The organism is Bradyrhizobium sp. NAS80.1 (assembly GCF_001908205.1).
GTDB lineage: Bacteria > Pseudomonadota > Alphaproteobacteria > Rhizobiales > Xanthobacteraceae > Bradyrhizobium.
The window spans coordinates 59461-80680 of record NZ_LGHL01000211.1; the positions used below are offsets into that span (position 1 = coordinate 59461).

Consider the following 21220-nt stretch of genomic DNA (forward strand, 5'->3'; position numbering starts at 1 on the left):
ACCCGCTCCGTCGTATTCAACTGCCATGGCAAGAGCAGCAAAATCCAACGCAAGACCGCTTCGCGACGTCGCCGATCTCACCAAGGCGCAGGCCAAGGTCGAGCACATGCGGCTGGCCCTCGAACTCGAAGGCCACGACAAGCGCTACTATCAGGACGACGCGCCCAGCGTCACCGACGCCGAATATGATGCGCTGCGCCAGCGCTTCAACGCGATCGAAAAACGTTTCCCTGAATTCGTCAGCGCGGAATCGCCCTCGCAGAAGGTCGGCGCAGCGCCGTCGGGGCGCTTCAAGAAGGTGCGGCACTCCGTTCCCATGCTGTCGCTCGACAACGCCTTTGCCGAAGAGGACGTACGCGACTTCGTCGGTCGCATCATACGTTTCCTGAAGCTCGACGATGACAAGGTTGATTTCTCCGCCGAGCCGAAGATCGACGGCCTCTCGATGTCGCTCCGCTACGAAGGAGGCGAGCTCGTCACCGCGGCGACGCGCGGCGATGGCGCGGAAGGCGAGGACGTCACCGCCAACATCCGCACGCTCGAAGACGTGCCGCAGAAGCTGAAGGGCCGCAACGTCCCCGACATTTGCGAGGTGCGCGGCGAGGTCTACATGACCAAGAAGGCGTTCCTCGCGCTGAACGAGCGGCAGAAGGCGGCGGGCGACACCATCTTTGCCAATCCGCGCAATTCGGCGGCCGGCTCGCTCCGGCAGAAGGATCCGACCATCACCGCCTCGCGCCCCCTCGGCTTCTTCGCCTATGCCTGGGGCGAGATGAGTGCGATGCCCGAGGGCACGCAGAGCGGCATGATCCACTGGTTCGAGCGCTGCGGCTTCAAGACCAATCCGCTGACCAAGCTCTGCAATTCCGTCGAGGAGCTGCTCGCCTTCCATCATTCCATCGAGGAGCAGCGCGCCAAACTCGACTACGACATCGACGGCGTCGTCTACAAGGTCGACCGCATCGACTGGCAGGAGCGGCTCGGCTTCGTCTCGCGCACGCCGCGCTGGGGCATCGCGCACAAATTCCCCGCCGAGCGTGCCATGACGGTGCTGCGCGACATCGAGATTCAGGTCGGCCGCACCGGCTCGTTCACGCCCGTAGGCAAGCTCGAGCCCGTCGGTGTCGGTGGTGTGATCGTGCAGAACGTGACGCTGCATAATGAGGACTACATCAAGGGCATCGGCAACAAGGGCGAGGTATTGCGCGAGGGCCGCGACATCAGGATCGGCGACACCGTCGTGATCCAGCGCGCCGGCGACGTCATCCCGCAGGTGGTCGACGTCGTCCTCGACAAGCGGCCGAAGGACGCGAAGGAATTCCACTTCCCGAAGAAGTGCCCGTGCCCGCTGCACACCGACGTCACGCGCGAGGAGACGGCGGCAGGCGAAGAGGGCTCGCGCGCCCGCTGCACCGGCGAGTTCGCCTGTCCCTACCAGAAGATCGAGCACCTCAAGTTGTTCGTGTCGCGGCGTGCCTTCGACATCGACGGGTTAGGCGAGAAGCAACTCCAGTATTTCTTCGATGAGGGGTGGGTGAAGGAGCCCGCCGACATCTTCACGCTGGAGAAGCGCAATTCGAAGCTCAAGCTCGAGGAGATCGAGGGCTACGGCGCGACCTCGGTGCGCAACCTGTTCGGCGCCATCGAGAGCCGGCGCAAAATCGCGCTGGAACGCTTTGTTTATGCGCTCGGCATGCGTCATGTCGGCGAGACCACGGCGCTGGCGCTGGCGCGCGGCTACGGCTCCTGGGATGGCTTCCATGATGCCTGTCTCAAGGTTGCCAAGGGCGACGAAGAGGCGATGGCCGAGATGGACGCGCTCGACCAGATCGGCGACACCGTGATCAAGAGCATCGCCGATTATTTCGGCGAGAGTCACAATCGCGGCATCGTCGAGCGCCTGACGAAGGAGGTCGAGATCATCGACGCCGAGAAGCCGAAGAGTAACTCGGCCGTCGCCGGCAAGACTGTCGTGTTCACGGGCTCGCTCGAAAAGATGACGCGCGACGAGGCCAAGGCAACAGCGGAGCGGCTGGGCGCGAAGGTGTCGGGCTCGGTATCGAAGAAGACCGATCTCGTGGTCGCCGGCCCTGGCGCCGGCTCAAAGCTCGCGGAAGCCAACAAGCATGGTGTCAAGGTGCTGACCGAAGACGAGTGGCTGAAGCTGATCGGGGAGTGAGGTGCGGCGGCAAGACGTTGGTCACGATCGGCATGTGCATCAACGATGGCGCCGCCGCGGACCGAAGCGCCTCGCTCCGCGGCAGTGACGGCTCGTGCAACACTATCCTTACTCGTCGTAATCTTCGGATTCCATACGATGTTCAATCGCATCTCGTATCCCGGCCATGGCTGCGTAGCTCGCGAAGGCCATCCTCTTCTTCTGATCCGGGTTTAGCGTTTTATAGAGCGGCTCCCAGGCATCGGCGATCTTCTTGAGGTCGGCCGCGCGTTGACTCAGTCTCTCCGCTCGACGTTGCATGAGTTCGATCGGATTGTGTTGGATGGCCTCCATTGGGTCGCCATCGCGCAGTTCCGCCACCCGTTCCATCCGGGCTTGCCGGTTCTTTGCTCTCGCGCGGATGGCGTCCTCGACGGGCGGCCAGAGTTTTTCCTGCTCGGGCGTCATCTGCAAGGCCGCCTTGATGATGCCGACACGCGCATCCGTCAGGGCTTTCAGGTCGGCGGCGCTGGGATGCTTCATTCCTACGGTGGTGGAAGACTTGTCTTCTGCGTAGGCGAGGGGTGACGCAAGTATGAGAACTGCAGTCGCTGCAACGGCTGTTTTCTTGAGGATCATCGCGACCTCCTAGTCTCGAGTCATTCGCCCCCAGGTAGAAGGGAGCATTGGATCCTGGGATGACTTGACCTACGTCAAGAAGACGCTCACGCGTCGGTGAGTCAGGTCGGCTGACGCACAGGCCGAAAGCGCCTGCGCGTTCGCGTCGGGCGCGCGCATGCGGTATGGCTGGAACGAGATGTCATGCAGATGTCACGCTAGTGAAAGCCAAATGGGAACAATTGGGGACGCACTAGCGCCGCGCCAAACACTTTCGGGGCGCGTCACATCATCCCGCTCTCTTCTTCCTCAGCCTGCTCGATCAGCGTCTCGCTCACCACGACCTCGCGGCGGGGGACGACGAAGATCATCATGCAGGCGCAGAGCAGCGAGATGGCGAGGACCGCGGAGGTGAGCGGTAGCGTCGTGGCGGAGTGACCGCCGAGATAAGCGCCGAATTGCGACATCAGCGCGCCGATGCCTTGCTGGAGGAATCCCATTGCGCCTGACGCGGTGCCGGCGGCCTCGGGGCGGATGCTGATCGCGCCGGCCGCGGAATTCGCCATCACGAAGGCATTGCCGGCCATCACGATCATCTGCGTAACGAACAGCCAGGCGGGCGCCTCGTTCCAGCCGATAAAGCTCCACGTCAGGTTCAACAGGCTGCCGCAGAGCTGCAGGCCGAGCCCGAGCCAGATCAGCCGTTCCAGCGAGTGCCGCGGCGCAAAGCGCACGCAGAGCAGGTTGCCGACGAGGTATGCAAAGCCCGTTGTCGCGAACCACGCGCCGTATTCGGCGCTGGTCCGTCCCATCTGCGTCACCACGATGTAGGGGCCGCCGCCGGCGAAAGTGAAGATGATCTGGGAAGCCAGCACCTGACACATCACATAACCGACGAAAGCGCGGCTTTGGATGAGGACGCTGACGTCGCCGCGAAAGCCGCCGCTGCCGGCGGCGCGGGTGCGGCGCGTCTCGGGCAGCGCCAGCGCGATGCCGGCCGCCACCGCGATCGCGCCGATCGTGATGGCGTAGAAGATCGCGCGCCAGCCGAACGCGGTTTCGATCAGGCCGCCGGTGAGCGGGGAGACCATCTGTCCGATCATCAGGGCCGCGACCACGAGGCTGATCATGGAGGCGACGCGCTCGCGCTCATAGATGTCGCGGATGATGGCGCGGCTCACCACCATGCCGGCGGCGCCGCCCAGCGCCTGGAAGAAACGCGCGGCGATCAGTTGCGGCAGGGTTTGCGCGAAGATACAGGCGACGCTGGCCGCCACCATCAGGGCGAGGCCCGCAAGCAGCACCGGGCGCCGCCCGAACCTGTCCGACAGCGGTCCCATGATGAGCTGCGACAGCGCGATGCCGACCATATAGAGCGACACCGTCATCTGTGCGAGCGAGATGTCGCTGCCGAAATTCGTCGCCAGCACCGGCAGCGCCGGAACCAGCATGTAGAGCGAGATCGGCGCGATCCCGGTCATGGCGACCAGCAACAACAGCACCACGCGCGAGGTCGCGAGGTTCTTGGCGACTGCCGTTTCCGGCGGCTTGCTGATCATGCCGTGCATGCGTGTCCGTCTCTCGAGGAGTCGAATTTGACTGTAGCGTTCGCACGCAAGACGGATATCGGCGTTTCGGAATGCGGCTATACGGATTCCGGGATGGTTGTGATGAGGCGCGCGAAGGGCCGGGGATCTACGGAAGTGTGCGCGTTGCTCGCGCCGCATCACAGCTGTCATTCCCCGCGAAGGCGGGAATCCGGTATTCCAGAGGCGGAAATCGTCCATGGAGAAGCCGCGGCGTACAGGATGCCCCGCCTTCGCGGGGCATGACAGCGACGGTGGAGAAGCAGCGTTGCGCAAATCGCGTAGCGCCATGCGCGCGCTACGGCGTCAGCTCCGCCGTCGCCTGGTCGAGCCAGGCCTTTGTCGCCTCGTCCAGCGCCGGCCGCACTTCGGCGCGCACGCGGGCGTGATAGGCATTGAGCCAGTCGAGCTCGTCCTTGCTCAGCATTGTCACGTCGATCAGCCGTCGGTCGATCGGCGCCAGCGTCAGCGTCTCGAACGCGTTCATCGGCTTCTCTGCGCCCTTGATGTCTGCGGCGACCACCAGCTCGAGATTCTCGATCCGGATGCCGAAACCGTCGGTCTTGTAGTAGCCGGGTTCGTTGGAGAGGATCATGCCGCGCTTCAGCGGTGTGATGCCGAGTTTTGAAATGCGCGCCGGCCCTTCGTGCACCGAAAGATAGCTGCCGACGCCGTGGCCGGTGCCGTGCTCGAAATCGACACCGGCGGCCCAGAGATATTGCCGCGCCAGCGTGTCGAGTTGCGCGCCCGTGGTGCCGTCGGGGAAGACCGCCTGTGCGATCGCGATGTGGCCGCGCAGCACGCGTGTGAAGCGGTCGCGCATCTCGTCGGTGGGCTCGCCGACCGCCATGGTGCGGGTGACGTCGGTGGTGCCGTCTTCATATTGCGCGCCGGAATCGATCAGCAGGAGATCGCCGGGCGCGATGCGCCGGTTGCTCTTGCGGGTGACGCGGTAGTGCACGATGGCGCCGTTCGGGCCGGTGCCGGAGATGGTCGGGAAAGACACATCCTTCAGCGCGCCGGTGTCGCGGCGGAACGTCTCCAGTGCCTCGACCGCGTCGATCTCGGTGAGCTTGCCGCTTGGCGCCTCGCGATCGACCCAGGCGAGGAAACGCGCCAGCGCCACGGCATCGCGCCGGTGCGCCGTCTGTGTGCCCTTGATCTCGGTCGCGTTCTTGACCGCCTTGAGCAGCGCAATCGGATCGCTGCCCCGAACCGGCTTGCCGCCGGCGCCCGCGATCAGCCGGCTGAGCGCGTCGGCCGCGGTGGCATTGTCGAGCGCGATCGATCCGCCGCTCTTCGCCAGCGCCATCAGCGTCGGCGCCATTGCGTCGGGCTCGCGCACGTCGGCGGACCGCTCGAGATGGTCGCGCGTCAGGTTGGAGAGTTTGCGGTGGTCGATGAAGACGGTCGGCCGGCCGTCCTTGGGTACCAGCGCATAGGACAGCGGCAGCGGCGTGTGCGCGACATCGGCGCCGCGGATGTTGAAGGTCCAGGCCACCGCATGACTGTCCGACAGCACCAGCGCGTCGACGCCGAGCTTGCCGATCTCGCTCCTGATCTGCGTCAACTTCTCGGCTTCAGTGACGCCGGCATGTTGCAGGCCGTGCACGGCGACGGGGGCGAGCGGGGGCTGCGGTCGGTCCTGCCAGATCGCGTCGACCGGATTGCTGTCGACGGCAACCAGTTCGGCGCCGGCCTTGGCGCAGGCTGCGGACAGACGCTCGGCTGCCGCAAAAGTGTGCAGCCATGGATCAAAACCTAGGCGGTCACCTGCCTTCAGGTGCGCCGACACCCAGTTTTCCGGCGGTGGATCAATCAGCGATTCCACGGCCCAGGCCTTTGCGTCGACCTGCTTGGCTGCCTGGATCGTGTAGCGGCCGTCGACAAAGACCGCGGCCTCATGGGCGAGCACCACCGCCAGTCCCGCCGAACCCGTGAAGCCGGTCAGCCAGGCGAGTCGCTCTTCTGACGGCGCAACATATTCATTCTGCTGCTGATCGGCGCGCGGAATGACGAAGCCGGTCAGCTTGCGGCGGACGAGTTCTTCACGGAGTGCGGCCAGCCGCGCCGTCAACGCGACGCCCGCCTGAGGCTCCTCGAAAGTCTGGAAGTGCGCTTCGAACATGATGGGCTCAGTCTAGGATCATGGGGATCAGTCCGCAATGTAGACGCATTTGCATCGCATCTGGCACGGACCGTGCTTGAAAATATTCCATTCGAATTGAGTGGAGTAAAGGATACGGCAGTTGCGCTTCGTCCGGATCGCAGAGAAATTCGAGCAAGTGGTTCATCTCAACGGTGAGGGGAAACACGATGCCTGCGTTCTCGTTTGAGAAGATTTCGCCGCCGGTGCGTCGCGCCCCGGCCGCATCGACACCGAAGAAGCCCCGCGGCCTCATCAGCCAGATGATCGACCGTCTCGCCGAGCGGCGCGCCCGGCGCGCCTTGCAGGGCGAGCGCGCGATGCGCCGGGACGGGAAGGCGGCGGAGTAGCGCGGCGTCGACGATTCTGTCGATATCGTAGGGTGGGATAGCCGAAGGCGTAACCCACCAACTTCTATCCGCACGGAAAGCAAAGTGGTGGGTTACGCTACGCTAACCCACCCTACGACAGTTTCCGCAGCAGCAAACTGCTCCACCCCTCGATCCGCAGGTGCCGCAATGGCACGAGGCCGCGGGCGCGGTAGGCGGCAATAACGGCGGGGGCCTGGTGGGTCAACAGGCCGGACAGGATGACATGGGCGCCGGGCGCAAGATGCCGCGCCATCGGGCCCGCCAATTGCCGTAACGGATTGGCAAGGATGTTGGCCAGCACCAGGTCGAACGGGCCGGCCCTTGCAAAATCCGGCGCGGCGAAGCCGGTGGCGCGGATTACCCGCACATAATCGCCCACATCATTCAGCGTCGCGTTCTCTGCCGCGACCCGCACCGAGGGCGGGTCGATGTCGGAGGCGAGCACCCTGCGATGCAGCGCCTTCGCCGCCGCGATCGCCAGCACGCCGGTTCCGGTGCCGAGGTCGAGCACGCTTCTTGGGCGGGAACTCTTCAGGACATGGTCAAGCAACAGTAAACAGCCGCGGGTGGTGCCGTGATGGCCGGTGCCGAAGGCAAGCGCCGCCTCGATCTCGATGGCGAGCTTGTTCGGCGCCACGCGGTCGCGGTCATGGCTGCCGTGCACGACGAAACGCCCGGCCGGGACTGGGACCAGATCTTCAAGGCTGGCCTTGACCCAGTCCTTGGCCTCGATTGTGTCGAAGACGAGCGTGGTGGCGATCTCATTTCCAGCCGAATTTGCAACGAGTTCGTGCAGCAAGGCCTGGTCCGGCGCCTCGGCAAAATGGAGCGTGACGTCCCATTGTCCGTCCGGCCGCTCGAACGCGGCGACCGCGGCGTCGCCCTCGAAAAACACCTCGGTGAGCACATCGACAACGCGCCTGGCGGCGGCCTCATTGCCGATCGAAAAGCTGGCGCGGTGGGTGGGGGGAAGGCTGCATCCTGAGGGTCCGTTGAGTTCAATTTTGGAGACTTTTGTTGTCAATTTTCCGCATAACTTGCAATCCGGGGATTAACCTGACCGAAGGTTGCAGCCCGTAGATTTTCGGCTGTTGGGGCTGACCACACAGCTCGAAATTCAAAACGGAGGCGAGTCATGAAGCACATGGTTCAGAAGTTCTGGTCGGATGAGTCTGGTGCAACCGCGATCGAATACGGCCTGATTGCAGCCGGTATCGCGCTGGCCATCATTACCGTGGTGAACAGCCTGGGCACCACCCTGAACACCAAGTTCCAGTCAGTTAACGACAACATCGGAAAGTAATTTAGATCTTATTCCCCTCCCAGGGGGGCGCCGTTATCTCTTCATAGATGGCTGCTTAGGCTGTCGCCCGCGGGGAGCAATCCCTCGCGGGCGAAGTCGTATCCAAGGGCGGCACGGGGAAGTCAGAAGCCCACAGCTTTTCAGGCCCTCATGCAGTGACTGTCCACCGGCTTTTCCCGAGAATATCCTGCGACCCTCCACTGCCTTTCCCCAAGTCTGTCCCGGGGGGCATGCGCAGATATCCCCGCCCTGTCCACACACTTGCCAACAGCCTGTCCACAACTCATCCACAGACCTATCCACGGCTTCCGAACAACGCGCGGTGATCCCGCAGGATCACGCGCGCGGCGTTGTGACCGGGGGCGCCGGTGACGCCGCCGCCGGGGTGGGCCCCAGAGCCGCAGTGATAGAGGCCCTTCAGCGGCCCGCGATAATCGGCGTGGCCGAGCATCGGCCGCGCCGAGAACAGCTGGTTCAGCGTCAGCGCGCCGTGAAAGATGTCGCCGCCCAAGAGGCCGAACTGCCGTTCGAGGTCGAGCGGTGACAGGATCTGGCGGCCGAGCACGCTCGCTCCAAAGCCGGGCGCGTATTTGTCCACCGTCGCGATCATGAGGTCGGCCACTTCATCGCGATGGTCGTCCCACGACTTTCCATCGGGAAGCTCCGGCGCGACGTGCTGGCAGAACAGGCTCGCGACGTGTTTTCCTTCGGGCGCCAGCGTGTCGTCGAGCGTGGAGGGGATCAGCATCTCGACGATGGGCTCCCGGCTCCACCCCTGAGCCCGCGCATCGAGGTAAGCGCGATCCATATAGCCGAGGCTCGGGGCCAGGATGATGCCCGAGGTGAGGTGATCGCCCTCGCCTGGCAGCGCGGTGAAGGAGGGCAGGCGGTCCAGCGCCACGTTCATGCGGAATGTGCCGGAGCCATTCTTCCAGTGACGGATGCGGGCGAGGAAGTCCGCGGGCAGCGCGTCGGCCGCGATCAGCCGCGTATAGAGCAGCTTTGGATTGACGTTGGCCGCGACATATTTCGCGCGAATGGTCGTGCCGTTCTCCAGCACGACGCCGACGGCGCGGTCGCGCTCGACGATGATCTCGCGCACGCCGGCATCCGTGTCGATCGCGACGCCCCGGTCGCGCGCGGTGCGCGCCATCGCCTGTGTGATCGCGCCCATGCCGCCGATAGCGTGGCCCCAGACGCCTTTCTTGCCGTTCACCTCGCCGAAGGCGTGATGCAGCATCACATAGGCTGAGCCCGCCGCGTAGGGGCTGGCGTAATTGCCGACGATGGCATCGAAGCCGAACAGCGCCTTGACCAGATCATGCTCGAAACGCTCGTCGAGCATCTCGCCGGCCGAGCGGGTGAAGAGATCGAGCAGGCTGCGGCTCTGCTCCAGCGTGAGGCCGCGCAGGATGTTGGCGCTCTGGAAAGCGTTGACGACCTCGCGGATTGCGCTCGTGCCAAGGCCTTCGAGCAGGTTCGGCGGCGCACGGAGCACGAATTGCCGCAGCACGTCCGCGATGTCCTCGAGCTCGCGTGAGAAGCCATCGAGCGTATCAGCGTCGCGCGCGCTGAGCCGCGCGACCGACGCCTTCGTCCGTCCCTCGCCGGTGAGGAGATAGCTGCCGTCGGGCGCCGGCAGAAAGTTCTGGGCGCGCCGTTCGACGACGCGCAGGCCCTGCTCGGCGAGCCCCAGATCGCGGATCACCTGCGGATTGAGCAGGCTCACGGTGTAGGCCGCGACCGAATTGCGGAATCCGGGGTGAAACTCCTCTGTGACCGCCGCGCCGCCGACCACCTTGCGCCGCTCGACCACGCGCACGCGCAGGCCCGCCATCGCGAGATAGGCCGCGCAGGTGAGGCCATTATGGCCAGCGCCGATGATGACGACGTCGGTTTCGGTCATGAAGGGTTCAAGTTGTTCCGCTGTCATTCCGGGCTCGTCTCTCCGGGCCGCGCTTCGCGCGGTCCCGTCGAGGCGTCCCGGGATCACGCTCTAATATCAAGCAATCCTCGCTGCAACATCACGAGACCCTTTATTGCCCGTTCAGGCGCCTTGTGCTCCATTGCGCCCGTCCGGCGCCCGCCGGCGGGAATCGTCCGGTGCGTTGTCTCGCGCGAACCGGTGCCCACTTCGCTGGAAACGCCTTTGCCGGAGCATCCATGGATTCGATCGTGCAACCCGCCGCCACGGAGCAGCCGTCCTCGTCGCGCAACCGGCTGCTGCTGACGGTCTACACCGCTGCGATCTTCGTCAGCGCGCTGCTGCTGTTCTCGGTGCAGCCGCTGTTCACGAAGATGGTGCTGCCGCGGCTCGGCGGCTCGCCGGCGGTGTGGTCGGTCGCCATGGTGTTCTTCCAGTCGCTGCTGCTCGGGGGCTACGCCTATGCGCATCTGCTGATGCAGGTGAGGAACCGCATCGTTCCGGTGGCGGTGCATCTCGTGCTGCTGGTGCTGGCCTTTGCCACGCTGCCGCTCGGCATTGCCTCCGCCTATGGCGAGCCGCCGGCTTCGGGCTATGCATTCTGGCTGCTCGGCCTGTTCGTGATCTCGATCGGGCTGCCGTTCTTCGCGCTCGCCGCCAACAATCCGTTGCTGCAAGCCTGGTTCGTCCGCACCGGCCATCCCGCCGGGCACGATCCCTATTTCCTCTATGCCTCCTCCAACATCGGCAGCTTCCTCGCCCTGTTGTCCTATCCGTTCCTGCTGGAGCCGGTGTTCACGCTGCACACGCAGAACCGGCTCTGGACCGGCGGCTATGGCCTCCTGATCCTTCTGATCGCCGCCTGCGGCGTTCTGCTCTTGCGCTCGCCGAAGCTGGCAGTCGTCGACGCGCGAACCGAGGATGCGCATGCGCCGGCGCCTGGTCTCGTGACGCGGCTGCGCTGGATCTTCCTTGCGGCGGTGCCGTCGGGCCTGCTCATCGCGGTGACCGCGCACATCTCGACCGACGTTGCGGCGGCGCCGCTGCTGTGGGTGTTGCCGCTGTCGCTGTACCTGCTGACCTGGGTTGTGGTGTTCCAGTCGCGACCGCTGCTGCCGCATAAATGGATGCTGGCGCTGCAGCCGGTCGCAATCGCGGGCGTGGTCGTCCTGCTCGCTTTCGGCGGGGAGCAGAACCTGTTGCTGACGCTCGGCGGCCACCAATTGTGCTTCTTCATCATCGCCATGGCCTGCCATGGCGAATTGGCGCGGACCCGGCCCGCCGCGAAATATCTCACCGGCTTCTATGTCGCGCTATCGTTCGGCGGCATGGTCGGCGGCCTGTTCGCAGGGCTCGTCGCGCCCTTCACTTTCTCATGGATCGCCGAATATCCGATCCTGATTGCGCTTGCCGCGCTGTGCCGGCCGCCGGCGAACGAGCGTCTCGCCGACATCGTCAAATGGTACTGGCTGGCACTCGCCGCGCTCGCGGTGGCGCTGGTTGCGCCGTCCTACACGACGGGCGAGCTCTCGACCTGGTTCGAGGATCACCGCGTCTGGGTCGCCGGCGCCGTCGGCGTGCTCGCCGCGCTGCTGGCCCTGGCGCTCAACGCCGGCCGCTGGAAGATCTTCGCCACTGTCGCGCTCGCGCTGGCGTTGATCCGGATCTATCCGGCGGACGAAGGCCGCGTCACCACCGTGCGCAGCTTCTTCGGCGTGCACAAGATCGTGGAGACGCCAGGCGGCTATTTCCACGTGCTGATGCACGGCACGACCATCCACGGCGCCGAGCGCTTCCGTAACAATGACGGCACCCCGGTCACCGGCCGGCCCGAGCCGATCACCTATTATCACAAGGACGGCGGCATCGGTCAGGCCATCACTGCGATCCGCGAGCGCAAGGGCGCGCCGCTGAAGGTCGCCGCGATCGGCGTCGGATCGGGCACGCTCGCCTGCGCCGCCGAGCCGGGCGAGAGCTGGACATTCTTCGAGATCGACCAATCGATGGTCGACGCGGCGAGTGATCCGAAGAACTTCCGCTACATCTCGGGCTGCCTGCCGGGCCTGAAGCCGGTGATCGGCGATGCGCGCCTCACTTTCGCGAAGGAGCCGGACGGCGCCTACGATCTCATTATCGTCGATGCCTATTCGTCGGATGCAATCCCGATCCATCTTGCGACCGAAGAGGCGATGAAGATCTACAAGGACAAGCTCGCTCCGCACGGCGCCGTGGTGATGCATGTCTCCAACCGGCATCTCGATCTCGAAACCGTCGTGGTCGGTATAGCCGACGCCAATGATCTGAAGAGCTGGGTCTATAACGAGGATTCCGGCCGCGACGCCGACTACATCTTCTCGACCGACGTCGTCATTTCCGCGCGCGAGGACGCCGATGTCGGCAAGCTCGCCTCCTCCAAATCATGGGAGCAGACCGAAGCCGACGACAGGGTGCGGGTCTGGACCGACGACTATTCCAACATCCTCGGCGCGCTGTATCGGCGCTTGAGGGATGGGGAGTAGGGGCGCTTCGCAGCCCGGATGAGGCATCTGGTGCCCCGGACGCAGCGCAGCGCCTAGAGCGCGTTTACGCGCGTCGCCGACGCGCTATGGCGGTGTGAACGAGACCGAGGCCTACGGCACCACCGGCGTCCCCACCGGCAATGCAATTCCCTTCTCGCCGGCGACTTGCCGCAACAGGTCCGGGCGATCCGAGATGATGCCGTCGACGCCGATCTCGATCATGCGCGCCATGTCGTCGGGCTTGTTGACCGTCCACACCACGACGCGCAGTCCGAGCGTATGGGCCTCGGCGATCAATGCCGCGGTCACATCGCCGAAATAGGGCGACCAGATTGCGCCGCCCGCAGCCTTGATCGTTCGCGGCAGCGAGCCGCCGTGATCGGCCGGACTGAAGCCGGCCGTCCAGCTGGTCGCCTTGTCGTGCGCGACCGTCTGCCCCAAGCCGCGCTGGAGCGTCAGGTACACCGTCGGCATCTTCGGCGCCTGTTGCTGGACGAGCTGCAAGGTCCTCCAGTCGAACGACTGAATCATGACGCGGTCGGAAAATCCTTCGGTCTCGATCACTCGCAGCAGCTTCGCGACAAAAGCTTGCGGGTCGAGGGACTCGTCTGGATGGTTCGGATCGATCTTGGTTTCGATGTTGAAGCGTACGCGTGTGTTGCCGGACTTGCGCACCAGCGCGAACAGCTCGCTCAAGGCGGGAATGCGTGTCTGCGCTACGGCACGCTGGTCGGGGAATTGTTTCGCGTACGCGCTGTCCGGCCGGATCTGGCCGACATCATAGGTCCTGACGTCGGCGAACTGCAATTTCACGAAGGGCGTGCCGGGCGGAGCGATGTAAGTGCCGTCGGCGCCGCGTGCGAGATCCGGATTAAGGCGGCGTTCATGCGAGATGACGACCTCGCCATCCGCGGTCACGCCGACGTCGAGCTCCAGCGTGTCCACGCCCATCGTTAGCGCGTTGGCGAAGGCCGGCAGGGTGTTTTCCGGCAGCAGCGCCCGCCCGCCGCGATGCGCCTCGAGATCGAAGGCCATTGTCCGCCCCGCAGTGAGAAGTGACAGCACAGTCAAGATTGTCGCAGCACGTGAGGGCATGGCGGCTCGGAGGGCAAGCGGAAAAGGGGAGCGCCTGAACGCGTTTGGCGCGCATGGCTCACTCTACATGTTTTCGCGCCTGTTGAAACTTGGGCGGCAGATTGGGTTGCGCACGGCCGGCCGGCGCGACCTGACCCGAGATCCTCGGGCCGGTCGACCGTGCCTTCGTCGATGCTGTGCAGAAGATCGTCGACCGCTCAACACCGCATTCAGATAGCGTCAGTTCTGATAATAGCCGCGCGGCTGATAGTACTGCCGGGGCTGCGGCTGATAGTAGTAGCCCTGCTGGCCAGAGCCCTGGTCGTAATAGGGCCGCGGCTGCTGTTGCTGCTGCTGATAGACCTGCGCGTCATAGAGCGGGCGGCTGCCGCGCGGCGCCGGATAGCGCGCGCCGGTGTCGCTGCCGTCGGCCGGATAGATGTAATTGTCGTCCTGCGGCATGTAGCGACGCGCGGGCTGCGCCGGCGGCGTCAAGTTCACCGGATCGCCGGCGGCGCTGTACTGCTCTTCGGCGGGTTGCGCGGCGCGAGCGACAGCATTACGACCGCGCGGATTGCGAGCCAGAGCCACCTGCGCCGAACCGGTCAGCGTCACCGTGGTGTTGAGCACGCCCTGCTCCTGCACCAGCGCGTAGAGCGTCGACGCATTCTGGCGCGACAGCCGCACGCAGCCGTGCGAGGCGGGCGAGCCGAGGCGGCCGACCGAGTCGGTGCCGTGGATGGCGTGCCCGATCTTGGTGAAGAAGATCGAGTGCGGCATCGGCGCGTCGTCGAATTCCTTGGAGAAGTGATCCTCTTCCATGCGGAAGGCGCGGAATGCGCCGTTCGGCGTCTCGCGCGAGGGGATGCCTGTCGACACCGGCCAGTGGTAGCGCGTGACGCCGTCGACCACGACAATCATCTGCTGATTGTCCTTGTCGATGGTAATGGCGACCTTGGCCTGCGCGGTGCCTGCGCTCAGAAGCATCAGGGATGTGAAAGCGATGAAAAAGAAACGCATCTGACGTCTGGCCTCCGGCCTGTTCACGCAAGCGCCGCGGCTCTCCGTCCCCCGGCGTGCATTATGGCTGCAATCCGGCTTTGGTTCCAGCGGCCTGCCCACGCATCGTTAACGCGATGCCGGGCGTAAGCAAGGCCGCTTTGTGCCACGCATGTCCCGGCGGTGCTGACATTTTCGCGAGCGATGCGCGCTGACAACGCCGACAATTCGTCACAAAGGCGCAACCATTTGGCCGCCACAGGCGTTGATCATGGCCACCCTCGACAGGCGGCGTTCGCCGCCGTTTACGCCGTGTACCTCCCGTATAATTCCCTTGGGATTGAAGATGAACAACGCCCGTATCGCCGCCGCGCAGTTGCCGGCTGGCTTGCCCGTCCGCCTGCTGTTTGCAGCCGCCGCCATCCTTCTCGCTCTGTTGTCGCTGCCACCAGCCAGCCATGCCCAGGGCATCGTGCGCGGCGCCCAGGAGGGCTCCTACGAAGGCAACCGTATCGCCGGCCCGGTGGGCGGCGCGGTCGGAGGTGTCGTCGGTGCCGGTGTCGGCGGGGCCGTCGGTGCGGTCGAGGGCGTGTTCGGCATTCCCCACCATCGTTACCGTCATTGCCGTGGGTACTATGACGGTTATCATCGCTTCCACTGCTACAGGTAAACTACCGTCGTCATTCCGGGGCGCGCGTTAGCGCGAGCTATGATGCGCAAATGCGCATCTGAGAATCCATCGGACGGCAGAATCGGTGGGTGAATGGATTCCGGGCTCGCCCTTCGGGCGCCCCGGAATGACGGCAAGGGTCAATTCTTCAGCCGATAACCCGTGCGGAAGATCCACCAAATGATGGCCAGGCAGATCACCAGAAATGCCAGCGTCATGCCGATGCTGATGCTCGGGCTGACATCGGCGATCTCGTAGAAGCTCCAGCGGAAGCCCGAGATCAGGTAGACGACCGGATTGAGCAGCGCCACCGTGTGCCAGGCCGGGGGCAGCATGTTGATGGAATAGAAGCTGCCGCCGAGGAAGGTCAGCGGCGTCACCACCAGCATCGGGATCATCTGCAGCTTTTCGAAGCCGTCGGCCCAGATGCCGATGATGAAACCGAACAGGCTGAAGGTCACCGCCGTCAGTACCAGAAAGGTCAGCATCCAGACTGGATGGAGGATATGCAGCGGCACGAACAGGCCTGCCGTGGCGAGGATGATCAGGCCGAGGATGATCGACTTGGTCGCGGCCGCGCCGACATAGCCGAGCACGATCTCGAAATAGGAGATTGGCGCCGACAGGATCTCGTAGATCGTGCCGGCAAATTTCGGGAAGTAGATACCGAAAGAGGCGTTGGCGATGCTCTGCGTCAGCACCGAGAGCATGATGAGGCCCGGCACGATGAAGGTGCCGTAGCTTACGCCCTCGACTTCACTGATGCGCGAGCCGATCGCGGCACCGAACACCACGAAATAGAGCGAGGTCGAGACCACCGGCGAGACGATGCTTTGAAGCAGCGTACGCCAGGTGCGCGCCATTTCGAACAGATAGATGGCGCGGATGGCGCGGTAGTTCATGACGTCCTCACGAGGTCGACGAAGATGTCCTCGAGCGACGATTGCGTCGTGTCGAGATCGTTGAAGCGGATGCCGGCGTTGCGGAGGTCGCTGAGCAGGCTGGTGATGCCGGTGCGCTCGCCTTTGGTGTCGTAGTCGTAGACCAGCGTCGCGCCACTGTCGCAGAGGTCGAGCTTGTAATGGGCGAGGCTGTCCGGCAGCACGTCGAGCTTGCCCTGCAAGTGAAGCGTCAGCCGCTTCTTGCCGAGCTTCTGCATCAACGTCGCCTTGTCCTCGACCAGCACGATCTCGCCCTTGTTGATGACGCCGATGCGGTCGGCCATCTCCTCGGCTTCCTCGATGTAGTGCGTGGTGAGGATGATGGTGACGCCGGACTGCTGGAGGGTGCGCACCACTTCCCACATGCCCTTGCGCAGCTCGACGTCGACGCCGGCGGTGGGCTCGTCCAGGAACAGGACCTGCGGCTCGTGCGACAGCGCCTTCGCGATCATCACGCGCCGCTTCATGCCGCCGGAGAGCGTGATGATCTTGTTGTCCTTCTTGTCCCAGAGCGAGAGGTCCTTGAGCACCTTCTCGATGTGGGCGGGGTTCGTCGGTTTGCCGAACAGGCCGCGGGAGAAGCTCACGGTCGCCCACACGGTCTCGAAGGCGTCGGTGTGCAATTCCTGGGGCACGAGGCCGATCAGCGAGCGCGCCTTGCGGTACGAGGTCTGGATGTTCTCACCGCCGACGGTGACCTTGCCCTCGCTCGGATTGGCGATGCCGCAGATGATCGAGATCAGCGTGGTCTTGCCCGCGCCATTCGGCCCGAGCAGCGCAAAAATCTCGCCGCGTTTGATGTCGAGATTGACGTTCTTGAGCGCCTTGAAGCCGGACCCATAGGTCTTCGACAAATTGGCGACGGAGATGATGGAGGACATAATGGCCGGTAGGCTGGGGGAGGGGAGGCTGGAACCCGGCCCGGGAGGGCGGCCAGCGGAGCCCTGAGATAGGAACGCACTTATCCGGCCGCAATCGGCTGGAGAAAAATGGTCTCAAAACAGGCCCTTCGGTGGCAGGTTTCAGCCAACTGTTGCGCAACAGTCACGCACTGCGGCTAAGATCGTCGCTCACGCGGCTCTTTGTTGCGTCCGGGAGCCGGCCATGGCTACGATTCCGGCCAATCGCGAAGCGTATTGTCCCCAGGGAAAACATCGATGAGACCGAACGGCCGTAACACCGCCGGCGCCAGCCAGTTGTCCGCCCTCCGCGTGTGGGCGATGTGCCTGCTCCTGCTGTCAGCTATTGCCATCAACCCGACCCCCGCCAAGGCCGCGCCGAGCCAGGCCGCGACCGCAACCACACACGTCTACCTGCTCCGTGGCGTGCTCAACATCTTCTCGCTCGGCCTCGACACGATCGGCGCCCGGCTGCAGGCGCAGGGCATCCCGGTGACCGTTGCCAATTTCGTCTCATGGTCCTCGCTTGCCGATGAAGCTGCGGCCAACTATCGGGCGGGCCGGCTCAAAACCATCATCCTGGTCGGCCATTCCTCGGGCGCGACCGCGCTGCCTGACATGATCGCCAGGCTCAATCAGCTCGGCGTTCCCGTGAAGCTCGCGATCGGCCTCGACTCGGTGTTCAAGACCAAGCTGTCGACCGGCGCCGAACGCTACATCAACATCTATATCGGCGACGGTCCTGGTGAGCCGGTGCGGGCCGCGGCTGGCCTCCGCGGCAAGCTCGACAATGTCGACGTCCGCGGCAGCGGCGTCGGCCACATCACGATCGACAAGAACGAGGCGATCCAGCGCCGCGTGATCGCCGAGATCGACGCCGCGATCATGCGCTCGCGCGCCCCGGCAGCCCCGGTCGCCGAACCCGGCGCACCACGTCGGGCCCGGTCGGCAGCCGCGACGGCGCCGGCGCGCAACTAAGCCATTGATTCCGGATATTGATCGACCGCCGTCGGCAGCCATGCCGACGGCGGTGTTGTTTGTGCCCCAAAAATCACCCAATCGGTGGTCACTAAGCCCCCCGGGGAGGCGATCGCCTCCCGTGGCGGGACTGCTGGACCGATGATCGATTTAAGGCGAATTGTCGTGCTGGCAGCGATTGCGCTGCTTGCCCTGGGCACGGGCGCGGCCGCGGCCCCACCCGCCAAGCCGAAGCGCGCAGCAGTCGCGGCCATCGCGCCGTCACCGCCTCCCGCTCTTCCTGTCGAGCCGCTGCCGCCGCCGAAGATCTACCTGTTTCGTGGCGCCATGGGACCGATCTTCTCGACCGGCATGGACCGGCTCAGCGAGAAACTGACCCAGGCCGGATTCTCGGCGGATGTCTATGAATTCACCCTCTGCCGCCTGATCGGCAACCGCGCCATCGCGAGTTACAAGGAGACGCCGGCGCCGATCGTGCTGATCGGCCACTCCATGGGCGGGCTGTGCTCGATCGTCATTTCCGAGATGGCGGCCAAGGAGAACATCCCGATCAGCCTCGTCGTCATTATCGACCCCGCGCATGCGACCGGCGACGTGCCGCTCAATGTCGAGCGCTTCATCAACATCTTCCTCTCCGACAGCGTGCTCGGCGGCGGCGACGTCGTGGCCGTGCCCGGCTATCGCGGCCATTATGCGAGCTATGACCTGAAGGAGAACAGCCGCGTCACCCACATCAACATCGAGAAGTCGGACGACATCCATCGCCAGATCGTGGAGATGGTGACGCAGCTGCCGCGCATCCCCGCGCAGACCCAGGCCGACGCGGTGCCGCTGCGCTATCTCGTGCCCACAGATACGCTGGTGGAATTGTGGGACTCCGGCGTTCGGGTGCCCGTACGCGCCGGCGACACCTTGGAGAGCATCGCAGCCGCCCGTCGTGTGCCTTTGTGGGCGCTCGCGCAGAGCAACTCGCTGCCGGAGAATGCACCGCTCACGCCCGGCCAGTCCATCATCGTCCCGCGCCATCTGACGCCGCCCGAGCCTGCCACCGCGATGGTAACGCCTCCGCCGAAGCGGAGGTAGGAGAAGTCGCTTCATCTCGCCCCGCTTGCGGTCGAGGCGCGCCTGTGCAGCTATGCGCAGAAGGCGTGACAGGCTATGACATTGGCTTGGCGGGAAAGTGGGGGGGCGATGACTGAACATAGAGCTTCGAATGAATTGCGGGTTGCCATCGCGGGGCTGGGCTCGATCGGCACCAAGATCGCGACCGCACTCGATCAGGGCATCGAGGGATTGACGCTTTCGGCCGTGGCCGTGCGCGATCCCGCAAAACATCAGGCGTTCCTCAGCGGCCTGCGCCGCCCGCCGCAGGTGTTGCCGATCGATCAGCTCGGCGACACCGCCGACATCGTGGTCGAGTGTGCGCCGAGCCGGCATCTGCGCGAGATCGTCGAGCCTGCGGTGAAGCGCGGCAAGGCCGCGGTCGTCGTCAGCGTCGGCGCGCTGCTCAACAATTCCGATCTGATCGATCTCGCCCGTGCCAACGGCGGCCGCATCATCGTGCCGACGGGGGCGCTGATTGGCCTCGACGCCGTCAATGCCGCCGCGATCGGCACCATCAATTCCGTGAAGATGATCACGCGCAAGCCGGTCGACGGGCTGAAGGGCGCGCCGTTCATCGTCGAGAACAACATCGACATCGACAATCTGCGTGAGCCGCTCAAGCTGTTCGAGGGTACGGCGCGCGAGGCTGCAAAAGGCTTTCCAGCTAATCTCAATGTCGCGGTGGCGCTGTCGCTCGCGGGCGTCGGTCCCGATCGCACGCAGGTGCAGATCTGGGCCGACCCCACCGTGACGCGCAACGTTCACCGCATCGAGGTCGAGGCGGATTCGGCGCGCTTCTCGATGTCGATCGAGAACATCCCGTCCGAGAATCCCAAGACTGGGATCATCACGGCGCTGTCCGTGATCGCGCTGCTGCGCAAGCAGCGCGCCACGCTCTGCGTCGGGACGTAGACCGACCTTCGCGACCATCCTCCGGGGCCGGCCAGGCGCTTATATTGGAAGACCCCGACGAAAGCCTTCGCGCCATGTCGGATTTTGTAGCTGGAGGCCGAGTTCACCCTTGGCTTTCGCGTTCGAAGCTCCGCGGCCCTGGGTCATCCACCGCACAGCGACTTCCCCGGCGACAAGCCGGCCGAGCCAGGCGGGCAGGCGCAGCGGCGGCTTGGCGCCGACTGCCGCCGCGAAATACGGCAGCCAGTCCGCGACCTTCGCCGGCTCGTCGTCGACGATGTTGTAGATGCCGCGAGAACCGCGCTCAAGCGCAGCCACGGTTGCCGCGGCGGCGTCATCGACATGGATCCACGACCACACGCCGGCTCCACTTCCGAGGATCGGGAACATTCGCTTGCGGACCAGCTCGACCATGTCTTCCGATGCGCCCGGCCCGTAGAACGCGCCGAAGCGGAGCACGATGCCCCTCAACGGCGCCTCAAGCACCGCTTGCTCAAGGTAGCGGATCGCGGCGAGAGACTCGGTCTGCGCCTTGGCCGGGTGCGGATCGAGCGCATCGTCTTCCGTCTTCACCGGCCCACCTTCGCGAATGTTGTTCCAGCCGGTGAAGCTCTGGGCGACGAAGCACTCCACGCCCGCTGCGCGCGCCGCGGCAAGCAGATTGTCGGTTCCTTGAGTTCTCAGGGCGTTCGTTGCGGCAAACCAGCGGTCGAAGCGCTTGAGATCCGATCTGCCATTGAGCGCTGTCATCTGATGGACGATTGCGTCGGGCTGCGCCTCCGCGACGACGCGGGCGACAGCGGCGCCGTCGAGACCATCGACGACGGCCGGCGCGGCTCCGATCCGGCGCAGCTCGTCCGCCTTCGCAGCGCTTCGTGTGGTCGCGGTAACTTTATGTCCGCGGTGGACCAATTGCCGCAACAGCGGCCTGCCGATCGCTCCAGTTGCTCCAGCGAGAAAGATGCGCATGATTAAGCCTGAGGTGAGAGAGTATTCACTTTCCTATAGGTTAGGGTAT

18 protein-coding genes are annotated in these 21220 nt (G+C 64.7%); 8 read left to right on the forward strand and 10 right to left on the reverse strand.

Features of this window, described 5'->3' with window-relative positions; genetic code table 11:
* Positions 1-25: 25 nt before the first annotated feature.
* Positions 26-2179: an NAD-dependent DNA ligase LigA gene (ligA, locus tag AC629_RS36765; RefSeq protein WP_084809633.1), complete on the forward strand. Its 2154-nt coding sequence runs from the start codon at positions 26-28 to the stop codon at positions 2177-2179.
* Positions 2180-2287: 108 nt separating this feature from the next.
* Here the strand turns inward: ligA and AC629_RS36770 are convergent, their stop codons facing one another.
* From AC629_RS36770 to AC629_RS36780, 3 genes are all read right to left on the reverse strand, one after another.
* Entirely contained in the window at positions 2288-2797 is a 510-nt protein-coding gene (locus AC629_RS36770) for a Spy/CpxP family protein refolding chaperone (protein ID WP_084809634.1), read from the reverse strand.
* Positions 2798-3060: 263 nt separating this feature from the next.
* The gene (locus AC629_RS36775) at positions 3061-4344 is read right to left on the reverse strand and encodes a multidrug effflux MFS transporter (protein WP_084809635.1); all 1284 of its coding nucleotides are present in this window, start codon (positions 4342-4344) and stop codon (positions 3061-3063) included.
* 316 nt (positions 4345-4660) lie between these two features.
* On the reverse strand, positions 4661-6490 hold the full coding sequence (locus tag AC629_RS36780; RefSeq protein WP_084809636.1) for an aminopeptidase P family protein: 1830 nt from the start codon (positions 6488-6490) through the stop codon (positions 4661-4663).
* Between the two features lie 188 nt (positions 6491-6678).
* On the opposite strand from AC629_RS36780, the gene AC629_RS36790 reads away from it, so the two are divergent.
* A complete protein-coding gene (locus AC629_RS36790; RefSeq protein WP_084809638.1) occupies positions 6679-6858 on the forward strand; it encodes a hypothetical protein in 180 nt (59 codons plus the stop codon).
* Between the two features lie 112 nt (positions 6859-6970).
* On the opposite strand, the gene AC629_RS36795 is transcribed toward AC629_RS36790, so the two are convergent.
* Positions 6971-7882 carry a 50S ribosomal protein L11 methyltransferase gene (locus AC629_RS36795; protein WP_084809655.1) on the reverse strand — a complete coding sequence of 304 codons (912 nt, stop codon included), beginning with the start codon at positions 7880-7882 and terminating at the stop codon, positions 6971-6973.
* Between the two features lie 132 nt (positions 7883-8014).
* On the opposite strand from AC629_RS36795, the gene AC629_RS36800 reads away from it, so the two are divergent.
* Complete coding sequence (locus tag AC629_RS36800; protein WP_084809639.1) at positions 8015-8182, forward strand: Flp family type IVb pilin; 168 nt, start codon at positions 8015-8017, stop codon at positions 8180-8182.
* 295 nt (positions 8183-8477) lie between these two features.
* Here the strand turns inward: AC629_RS36800 and AC629_RS36805 are convergent, their stop codons facing one another.
* A complete protein-coding gene (locus AC629_RS36805) occupies positions 8478-10088 on the reverse strand; it encodes a phytoene desaturase family protein (protein WP_084809640.1) in 1611 nt (536 codons plus the stop codon).
* A gap of 257 nt (positions 10089-10345) precedes the next feature.
* Between AC629_RS36805 and AC629_RS36810 the strand changes: the two genes are divergently transcribed.
* Positions 10346-12625, forward strand: a complete 2280-nt coding sequence (locus tag AC629_RS36810) for a fused MFS/spermidine synthase (RefSeq protein ID WP_084809641.1) — start codon at positions 10346-10348, stop codon at positions 12623-12625.
* A gap of 111 nt (positions 12626-12736) precedes the next feature.
* On the opposite strand, the gene AC629_RS36815 is transcribed toward AC629_RS36810, so the two are convergent.
* Both AC629_RS36815 and AC629_RS36820 read right to left on the reverse strand, forming a co-directional pair.
* The gene (locus tag AC629_RS36815) at positions 12737-13720 is read right to left on the reverse strand and encodes a glycerophosphodiester phosphodiesterase (protein WP_084809642.1); all 984 of its coding nucleotides are present in this window, start codon (positions 13718-13720) and stop codon (positions 12737-12739) included.
* 219 nt (positions 13721-13939) lie between these two features.
* A complete protein-coding gene (locus tag AC629_RS36820) occupies positions 13940-14719 on the reverse strand; it encodes a L,D-transpeptidase (protein WP_084809643.1) in 780 nt (259 codons plus the stop codon).
* Positions 14720-15044: 325 nt separating this feature from the next.
* On the opposite strand from AC629_RS36820, the gene AC629_RS36825 reads away from it, so the two are divergent.
* Positions 15045-15368: a hypothetical protein gene (locus AC629_RS36825; RefSeq protein ID WP_084809644.1), complete on the forward strand. Its 324-nt coding sequence runs from the start codon at positions 15045-15047 to the stop codon at positions 15366-15368.
* A 140-nt stretch (positions 15369-15508) separates the two neighbouring features.
* Here AC629_RS36825 and AC629_RS36830 read toward each other — a convergent pair whose 3' ends face one another.
* A complete protein-coding gene (locus AC629_RS36830) occupies positions 15509-16270 on the reverse strand; it encodes an ABC transporter permease (RefSeq protein WP_084809645.1) in 762 nt (253 codons plus the stop codon).
* Complete coding sequence (locus AC629_RS36835; protein ID WP_084809646.1) at positions 16267-17190, reverse strand: ABC transporter ATP-binding protein; 924 nt, start codon at positions 17188-17190, stop codon at positions 16267-16269. The genes AC629_RS36830 and AC629_RS36835 overlap by 4 nt, the downstream gene beginning before the upstream one ends.
* Before the next feature lie 276 nt (positions 17191-17466).
* Between AC629_RS36835 and AC629_RS36840 the strand changes: the two genes are divergently transcribed.
* From AC629_RS36840 to AC629_RS36850, 3 genes are all read left to right on the forward strand, one after another.
* On the forward strand, positions 17467-18186 hold the full coding sequence (locus AC629_RS36840) for a hypothetical protein (protein WP_084809647.1): 720 nt from the start codon (positions 17467-17469) through the stop codon (positions 18184-18186).
* A gap of 141 nt (positions 18187-18327) precedes the next feature.
* The gene (locus tag AC629_RS36845; protein WP_084809648.1) at positions 18328-19269 is read left to right on the forward strand and encodes a LysM peptidoglycan-binding domain-containing protein; all 942 of its coding nucleotides are present in this window, start codon (positions 18328-18330) and stop codon (positions 19267-19269) included.
* 108 nt (positions 19270-19377) lie between these two features.
* Positions 19378-20202 carry an aspartate dehydrogenase gene (locus AC629_RS36850; RefSeq protein ID WP_084809649.1) on the forward strand — a complete coding sequence of 275 codons (825 nt, stop codon included), beginning with the start codon at positions 19378-19380 and terminating at the stop codon, positions 20200-20202.
* 39 nt (positions 20203-20241) lie between these two features.
* Here AC629_RS36850 and AC629_RS36855 read toward each other — a convergent pair whose 3' ends face one another.
* Positions 20242-21171 carry an NAD-dependent epimerase/dehydratase family protein gene (locus AC629_RS36855; RefSeq protein ID WP_084809650.1) on the reverse strand — a complete coding sequence of 310 codons (930 nt, stop codon included), beginning with the start codon at positions 21169-21171 and terminating at the stop codon, positions 20242-20244.
* Between the last annotated feature and the right edge of the window lie 49 nt (positions 21172-21220).